The following is a 7,510-nucleotide window of genomic DNA, read 5'->3' as shown; positions in this document are numbered from 1 at the left end:
CTATGCCCGTCGCCTGATCGACCAGGCCGGCGTGCCGGAGGTCGACGCGATCGACGGTTTGCCGCCTGCGGTCGCGTTGCAGCAGCAGCGCGGCTCGGCCAACGCGCGATCCTCGGTCGGCAGCGTGACGACGATCTCCAGCCTGGTGCGGATGCTTTATTCCCGCGTCGGCGAATATCCGCGCCATCAACCCATGCTCTATGCGGAGGATTTCTCCCCCAACACGGTCGCCGGCGCCTGCCCGACCTGTCACGGCATCGGGCGCGTCTATGACGCGACCGAAGAGACCATGGTTCCTGACGACAGCCTCACCATTCGCGACCGGGCGATCGCCGCCTGGCCGACCGCCTGGCATGGCCAGAACCTGCGCGATATCCTCGTTTCGCTCGGCTATGACGTCGATACGCCGTGGCGCGACCTGCCGAAAAAGGATCGCGACTGGATCCTCTTCACTGAAGAGGCACCGACGGTGCCGGTCTATGCGGGCCTGACGCCCGCACAGACCCGGACGGCGCTCAAGCGCGGCATGGAGCCGAGCTACCAGGGCACCTTCACCGGCGCGCGCCGTTATGTGCTGGAAACCTTCGCCAACACTAAAAGCGCGCTGATGAAGAAGCGCGTCTCGCAATATATCATCGGCCGCGATTGCCCGACCTGCGACGGCAAGCGCCTGAAGCGCGAAGCCCTGTCCGTGAAGTTCGCGGGCCTTGACATTGCCGAGCTCGGCGACCTGACGGTGTTGAAACTCCGGGATTTGCTCACGCCCGTCGCGCATGGCGAATACGGGGGCGCCGCGGCGGTCCCGAAGGGCCATGTCCTCGGCAAGGCGGCCCGCGATGCGGCGGTCGAACGGCGAGTCGCGGCAGGAGGTTCGGCGCACAAGGCTGCGCCCGACGTACGCCGCACGCCCAATCTCTCCGACGAGAAGCGGGTCGCCGCCCAACGCCTTGCCTGCGAATTGATCGAGCGGCTGGATCCGCTGATCGATCTTGGCCTTGGCTACATTTCGCTCGACCGCAGCACGCCGACGCTCTCCTCCGGAGAGCTGCAGCGCTTGCGGCTTGCCACGCAATTGTCGTCACAGCTTTTCGGCGTGGTCTATGTGCTTGACGAGCCTTCGGCAGGGTTGCACCCGGCAGATGGCGAAGCCTTGCTCACCATCCTCGAGCGTCTCAAGGCGGCGGGTAACTCCCTGTTCGTCGTCGAACATGATCTCGACGTGATCCGCCGCGCGGAATGGCTTGTCGATGTCGGGCCAGGAGCCGGGGAAAAGGGCGGTGAAGTCCTCTACAGCGGGCCGATAGAGGGGCTTGCCGACGTCGAGACTTCGATCACCCGCCGCTACCTGTTCGCAGAGCCGCTCCGCAGTGAGCGCACACCGCGCGATCCCAAGGCATGGCTACGCCTGGAAGGGATCAGGCGGAACAATCTCCATGGTCTCGACGTAAAGTTTCCCATCGGCTGCTTCACCGCTGTCACCGGCGTCTCGGGATCGGGCAAATCCAGTCTTGTCAGTCAGGCGCTGCCCGAGCTCGTCACGGAACACCTCGGCGGCTCCCCCGTGGCCGAGGAGGAGGCTATCGATCCGCTGCTCGATGTTGCGCAGAACGACACTGAAGGACGCATTGTCGCAGGCATGGAGCATGTTCGCAGGCTGGTGCGGGTCGATCAGAAACCGATCGGTCGCACGCCGCGCTCGAACCTGGCCACCTACAGCGGCATGTTCGACCATGTGCGACGGATCTTCGCTGATACGCCGCTCGCCCGCCGGCGGCACTACAGCCCGGGAAGGTTCTCGTTCAACGTTGCGCAAGGCCGCTGCCCTGTGTGCGAGGGCGAGGGATACGTCATGGTGGAGCTGCTGTTCCTGCCGAGCGTTTTTGCCCCGTGCTCGACCTGTCATGGCTCTCGCTACAACCCGCAAACGCTCGAAGTCGAATGGAACGGGCGCAATATCGCCCAGGTGCTCGAACTGACGGTCGACGATGCGTGCGATTTCTTCGCTGGCGAGGCATCTGTGATGCGCTCCCTCGATGTGTTGCGAGAGATCGGTCTTGGCTATCTGAGGCTCGGTCAGCCGGCGACCGAGCTGTCTGGGGGGGAGGCGCAGCGCATCAAGCTGGCGACTGAACTGCAACGCGCTCAACGCGGCAACACCATCTACATCCTCGACGAGCCAACTTCGGGGCTTCATCCCTCCGACAGCGACCGGCTGATGCAACACCTGCAGGGCCTCGTAGACGCCGGCAATACCGTCGTGGTCGTCGAACATGACATGCGCGCCATCACACAGGTGGACTGGATCATCGACCTTGGACCGGGGGCCGGGGAAGATGGGGGCCGTATCGTTGCCAGCGGCGTCCCTGACGTCGTTGCGGAAGCGGAAGGCAGCCTCACCGCCCGCTATCTCAAGTCGGCGCTGTAGGTCGTAAATCTGGTCGAAGGCACGTCGATCAGGTGCACCTCAAACCCACGCTGGAATGGGTCGATTCTGGATGCGAGAGCCGGCGAGGTGTCACCGCGGATTGACGCGGCTCAGGGTTCGATTGCCCGTGAGGTGGGCCATGTTCGTGTGATACGCGGCGTGGCGGACGGCCAATCGCTGGCCATCCGCCACGCTTGCTTTGTGCAGACCTTATCCATGGAGATGGCCCTCACGTGGTTCGTCGAAACGCCCCGTCTTAATTCCCTGCTGCGATTTCCTCGACGAGTTTGGCACAGAAGGCGGGCAAATCATCGGGATCGCGGCTGGTAACAAGCCCGTTGTCGACCACGACTTCCTCATCGGTCCATGTACCGCCGGCGTTCTCGATATCGACCTTCAGCGTCGGGTAGGACGTCAAGGTGCGACCCTTGAGCACGTCCGCCTCGATCAATGTCCAGGGTGCATGGCATATAGCCGCGACAGATTTTTTCTGATCGAAGAATGCCCGGATGAAACCGATTGCCTCGTCGCTGCCGCGCAGCTTGTCGGCACCGACGGTCCCTCCGGGCACGACAAGTCCGTCGAAATCGTCGGCTTTGACATCGGAAAACGTCTTGTCGATAGTATAGCTGCCGCCCTCGTCAAGATCGCCATTGACTGTGCGAGCCTTGCCCGGTTCAAAACTGACCACGGTCACTTTGCCACCAGCGTCCTCGACAGCTTGCTTGGGCTTCGAGAATTCTGGTTCTTCCGTCCCGCGGGGTGCGATCAGAATGGCAACTGATTTGCCTTCTAAAGTCATAATTTATCTCCTATTCCGTCGAAGACCAAGGTCAGGTGCCCGCCTTGAGCACGACCTTCGTCCAACCAGCATCACGCTTGTCGAAATGCTTGAAGGCGCCCGAGCCCGCCGCCGGCTGGGCCGTCACCGCGCTCCAAGGATCAGCCGTCCGCCAACGCCTGCGCCGCCGCCTCGGCCACGCCCTGGTCCTGCTTGCCGTTGCCGCCTAACACGCCCACCGCGCCGATCACCGTCTCGCCCTCCTTGATGGGCACGCCCCCGGCGAAGATCATCACCTTGCCATCGTTGGAGGCATGGATGCCATAGAAGTCGGCGCCCGGCTGGGCGAGCTTCGCCAGCGCCTTGGTCTCGACGTCGAACGCACGCGCCGTCCACGCCTTGTCGATCGCGATGTCGACGCTGCCGCGCCACGCATCGTCCATTCGCGCGAACGCTAGCAGGCAGCCGCCTGCATCGACCACCGCGATGTTCATCGGGTTGCCGATCCGCTCGGCCTCCGCGATCCCCGCATTGACGATTGTCCGCGCGTCGTTCAGGTCGAGCTCAGGGCGGTAAGCATGGTGTGTATCCTTCGCCAGTTCGGGGAAAACCGCTTCACGCACGCCTCCACGCGCGGGTCCTCCCCACGCGGGCGATAAGAGCGACGCACTAGAGTGCCGACCGCTTCGCTATTTCGCGGCCAGCAGGGTGAACTTGTGAATCTGCGGCGGTTCGGAAAACAGTTCGTCCGCCTTGTCCATCAGTGCGGCAGCGACCTTACCGTCAAGATGGGCCTGCCGATCCTCCTCTGTGTCGAAGGTATCGAAGATCGCGTACGCACCGGGACCTTCCTCGATCGCATACCAGGTCAGAGTGCCCGCCTCAGCTTGAACGAGCGGCAATGCCGAGGTCAGAAAATCGGCGACATCGCGCTCTTTTCCAGGCTTGGCCTTAAGTGGCACATACAGGGCAAGTTTGGGCATAAATGACTCCTCAAGTGAAACGGACAGATATTACTCGGCAAAGTAACGGTAGGGCGGGCTGGAACGTTCCTTATGAGGCGGAGCACACGCGGCCCCGCCTCCTCGTCGAAATCAGAACTCCTGTGCGGTCGGCCGGATGACGATCGCGTTGATGTCGACGTCATCAGGTTGTTCGACAGCGAACGCGATAGCACGCGCCACCGATGCCGTCGGGATGGCCTGCTTATAGAAGTCGAGCACCGTTTCGGCAGCCGTGCCTGATGTCGTGAACTTCAAATCGCTTTCGACAGCTCCAGGCTCGATTGACGTGACCCGGACCTTTTCCCCCACCTCGTGGCGCAAGCCTTCGCTGATCGCGCTGACGGCAAACTTGGTGCCGGAGTAGACCGTGCCGCCCGGTGCGAAGACCTTGATACCCGCAACCGAGCTCAGGTTGATGATGTGACCGCTGCCCTGCTCGAGAAAACCGGGAAGGGCCGCCGCGATGCCGTAGAGCGTACCCTTCAGATTGACGTCGATCATCTGGTCCCACTCGTCGGTGTTGACCTCGGCCATCGGACGGATCGGCATCAGCCCGGCATTGTTGATCAGCACGTCGAGGCGGCCGAAGTCGGCAATGATTGCGGCGACGACGGACTGGACCGCCGATTTGTCGGTCACGTCCAGCGCGTAGCTACGTGCCGTGCCACCGTTTGCGGCGATGTCAGCGACGACCTCGTCGAGCCTGTCCTTGCGACGCGCGGCGATCGCCACCTTCGCGCCGCGTTCCGCGAGAAGACGCGCAGTTTCCGCGCCGATGCCGCTGCTGCCGCCGGTAATGAGAACGACCTTGCCTTCGATACCCTTTGTCATGATTGCATTCCTTCAAGTCAGTTGTTGATTTTTTGCCGGATCGCGGCCCCGCGCGAGCCTGCCCGGCCTGATGGGATCACTGTGAGCGCAAGAGGACGGGCCCGGCGCCCACCCGGATGCGGAGCAGCTCGTAAGGCTTGCGGCGTAAATCCCGTCCGCCGTGAAAGCCGGGCTGGCGGTGGAGCTGGTTGGCAGTAAAGTAGAGATAGCCGTCGGTGCCGATCGACAGTGTGTCGGGCCAGCTGATGCGGGGGTCGCTGACTACCGTCGTCCAGCGGCCCTGGTCGAGCACGCGGATCGCGTTGTTCTCGTAATCGCCGGCGAACACGCGGCCCCGGTCGTCTTCGGCAATCCCGTCCGAGGCGCCTTTGCGCCCCAGGCTGCGTACCGCGCGGGCCAGTTCCTCCTCGGACACCGCGGGGTCACGCAGCATGGCCGTGGGGACCGCGTGCAGCGTGCGACCCGATAGTGGCCCGTAGTAGAGCAAGCTGCCGTCGGCGCTAAGCCCGATTGCGTCGCTCGCGATTGCTAGCGGCGTCACGGGTCCACCAGCGGGACGGTTCATCAGCACCACACCGTCGACAACCGGGGTGAAGCCGGGCTCCGGGTTGGTCGTCACATGGTTCGACAGGCGCCGGATCGCACGTCCGCTGGCGATATCGACGACGATGATGCCGCCGACACCGGCGTTGCTGCTGTCGGTGATGTAGGCGACGCCCTCGGCGCCCTGACGCAGATCAAAGCGCACGTCGTTGAGGTAGGTCGTGGGCAGCACCACGCTGGGCGGCAGGACGATCGTCTTCACCACCCGGTTGGTCGCAAGATCGATCGCCACCAGCTTTGCCCCGCCGGCCTGCGGCTGAGAGAATTTAGGCGCGGCCGTGTCGAGCACCCAGAGGCGGTTGGCGCCATCGGCCACCACGCTCTGCACCGAGATGAAGTGCCCCGCCGGGTCGGCCGGATCGGGCCGGTTGGTCGCGGCGTCGGGATAAGGCACCGCCTTGCCGTCGACCAGCTCGGCAACCGTGAACGGCGCGTTGTCGCCCCATTGCGGGAAGTTGACGAAGATGCGCCCGTTGGGGGCGACGGTCACGCCAGTCGGCATCGCGCCATCGAAGGTCGCGACCTGTTCGATCTGGGGCGCGGATGCACCCTCGCGGGTCGTCGAGCAGGCAGCAAGCGAGAGGGCAGCGCCAGCGGCCAGAAGCAGTTTGACGGAGATTTTCATGGGATCATTTCCTTGAGGATGCGGCCCGCTTCGTGGGGCTCGGACCGGAGATATTGCGGGGGCGCCTTTACCGATGCGCCAAGCGCCGCAGCGGCGTGCCAGGGCCAGCGCGGATCCCACAGCGCAGCGCGGGCTATCGCGATGGCGTCGGCCTGCCCGTCTTCGAGGATGCGCTCCGCCTGGTGCGGATCGGTGATCATTCCGACCGCCACGACAGGCATGGCGACCGCGTCCTTGACCGTCCGGGCCAGCGGCACCTGATAGCCGGGACCGACCGGGATCTGCTGGCGCGGGTCGAGCCCGCCGCTGGAAACGTGGATTGCCGAACAACCGCGCCGCTCCAGCTCCTGTGCAAACAATGCGGTTTCCTCCGCTGTCCAGCCGCCTTCAACCCAGTCGGTCCCGGAAACGCGGACGGTCACCGGGCGGTCGGCCGGAAACACTTCGCGCACGGCATCGAACACTTCGAGCGGGAACCGCATCCGGTTGTCGAAGCTGCCGCCGTAGTCGTCGCCGCGCCGGTTGGAGATCGGCGAAAGAAACTCGTGGAGCAGATAGCCATGCGCGGCGTGGATCTGGATGGCTTCGATGCCGAGCCTGCCGGCGCGCCGCGCGGCATCCGCGAACGCCTCCCGGATGCGGGCAAGCCCTGACTTGTCCAGTTCGACAGGGGGATGGTCGTCCGGAGCGAAGGGAATGGCGCTGGGTGCCACGGTCTGCCAGCCATTCTCCGAATCGGAAGCGATCTGCGTTCCGCCGTGCCACGGCTTGGCGCAGCTCGCCTTGCGCCCGGCATGGGCCAGCTGGATGATTAGCGGCATGTCCGACCAACGGCGCACACTTTCGAGCACGCTTCGCATCGCCGCTTCGGTACGGTCATCGTACAGGCCGACGTCACCGTAGGTGATGCGCCCTTCCGGGCTGACCGCCGTCGCCTCTATCGTCAGCGCGCCCGCGCCCGAGAGCGCCAACTGGCCGAGATGCATCCGGTGCCAGTCGGTCATCGCGCCGTCGACTGCCGAATACTGGCACATCGGCGCGATGACGATGCGGTTGGCGAGCCGCAGCCCGCCAACCTCAATCGGATCGAACAATTTCGCCATCACCATTCGCCCGTGTTGGGCATGGAGGCCCAGGGTTCGGCCGGAGCCTTGGGTTCGCCCTTCTGCAGCAGTTCGATCGAGATCCCGTCCGGCGAGCGGACGAACGCCATGTATCCGTCACGCGGGGGGCGATTGATC

The 7,510-nt window shown here is 64.3% G+C and carries 8 protein-coding genes; 1 reads left to right on the top strand and 7 read right to left on the bottom strand.

Annotated features, from left to right (window positions below):
• Window positions 1-2,425: excinuclease ABC subunit UvrA (locus tag A3736_RS15305; RefSeq protein WP_067684722.1), on the top strand; the 2,425-nt coding region annotated here is incomplete at its 5' end.
• Between the two features lie 256 nt (window positions 2,426-2,681).
• On the opposite strand, the gene A3736_RS15300 is transcribed toward A3736_RS15305, so the two are convergent.
• The 7 genes from A3736_RS15300 to A3736_RS17735 form a co-directional block, all read right to left on the bottom strand.
• Window positions 2,682-3,227 (bottom strand): type 1 glutamine amidotransferase domain-containing protein, encoded by a 546-nt coding sequence (locus A3736_RS15300; protein ID WP_067684720.1) that lies wholly within the window; start codon window positions 3,225-3,227, stop codon window positions 2,682-2,684.
• Window positions 3,228-3,367: 140 nt separating this feature from the next.
• A complete protein-coding gene (locus tag A3736_RS15295; protein ID WP_233999436.1) occupies window positions 3,368-3,829 on the bottom strand; it encodes a heme-binding protein in 462 nt (153 codons plus the stop codon).
• Window positions 3,830-3,895: 66 nt separating this feature from the next.
• Entirely contained in the window at window positions 3,896-4,189 is a 294-nt protein-coding gene (locus tag A3736_RS15290; protein ID WP_067684718.1) for a putative quinol monooxygenase, read from the bottom strand.
• A gap of 111 nt (window positions 4,190-4,300) precedes the next feature.
• Entirely contained in the window at window positions 4,301-5,041 is a 741-nt protein-coding gene (locus tag A3736_RS15285; protein ID WP_067684716.1) for an SDR family oxidoreductase, read from the bottom strand.
• 76 nt (window positions 5,042-5,117) lie between these two features.
• The gene (locus A3736_RS15280; RefSeq protein WP_067684714.1) at window positions 5,118-6,269 is read right to left on the bottom strand and encodes an L-dopachrome tautomerase-related protein; all 1,152 of its coding nucleotides are present in this window, start codon (window positions 6,267-6,269) and stop codon (window positions 5,118-5,120) included.
• Window positions 6,266-7,372: an NADH:flavin oxidoreductase/NADH oxidase gene (locus A3736_RS15275; protein ID WP_229735546.1), complete on the bottom strand. Its 1,107-nt coding sequence runs from the start codon at window positions 7,370-7,372 to the stop codon at window positions 6,266-6,268. The genes A3736_RS15280 and A3736_RS15275 overlap by 4 nt, the downstream gene beginning before the upstream one ends.
• The coding region (locus A3736_RS17735) for a VOC family protein (protein WP_197465630.1) at window positions 7,372-7,510 on the bottom strand (139 nt) is incomplete at its 5' end. The genes A3736_RS15275 and A3736_RS17735, both read right to left, overlap by 1 nt.

It is taken from the genome of Erythrobacter sp. HI0063 (assembly GCF_001635685.1).
GTDB lineage: Bacteria > Pseudomonadota > Alphaproteobacteria > Sphingomonadales > Sphingomonadaceae > Qipengyuania.
This window is presented reverse-complemented; position numbering and strand designations above follow the sequence as displayed.

Excerpts from the sequence above, each read along its gene's own strand:
- A3736_RS15300 (WP_067684720.1), bottom strand. The coding sequence starts at position 3,227 with ATGACTTTAGAAGGCAAATCAGTTGCCATTCTGATCGCACCCCGCGGG.
- A3736_RS15290 (WP_067684718.1), bottom strand. The coding sequence starts at position 4,189 with ATGCCCAAACTTGCCCTGTATGTGCCACTTAAGGCCAAGCCTGGAAAA.
- A3736_RS15285 (WP_067684716.1), bottom strand. The coding sequence starts at position 5,041 with ATGACAAAGGGTATCGAAGGCAAGGTCGTTCTCATTACCGGCGGCAGC.
- A3736_RS15280 (WP_067684714.1), bottom strand. The coding sequence starts at position 6,269 with ATGAAAATCTCCGTCAAACTGCTTCTGGCCGCTGGCGCTGCCCTCTCG.
- A3736_RS15275 (WP_229735546.1), bottom strand. The coding sequence starts at position 7,372 with ATGGCGAAATTGTTCGATCCGATTGAGGTTGGCGGGCTGCGGCTCGCC.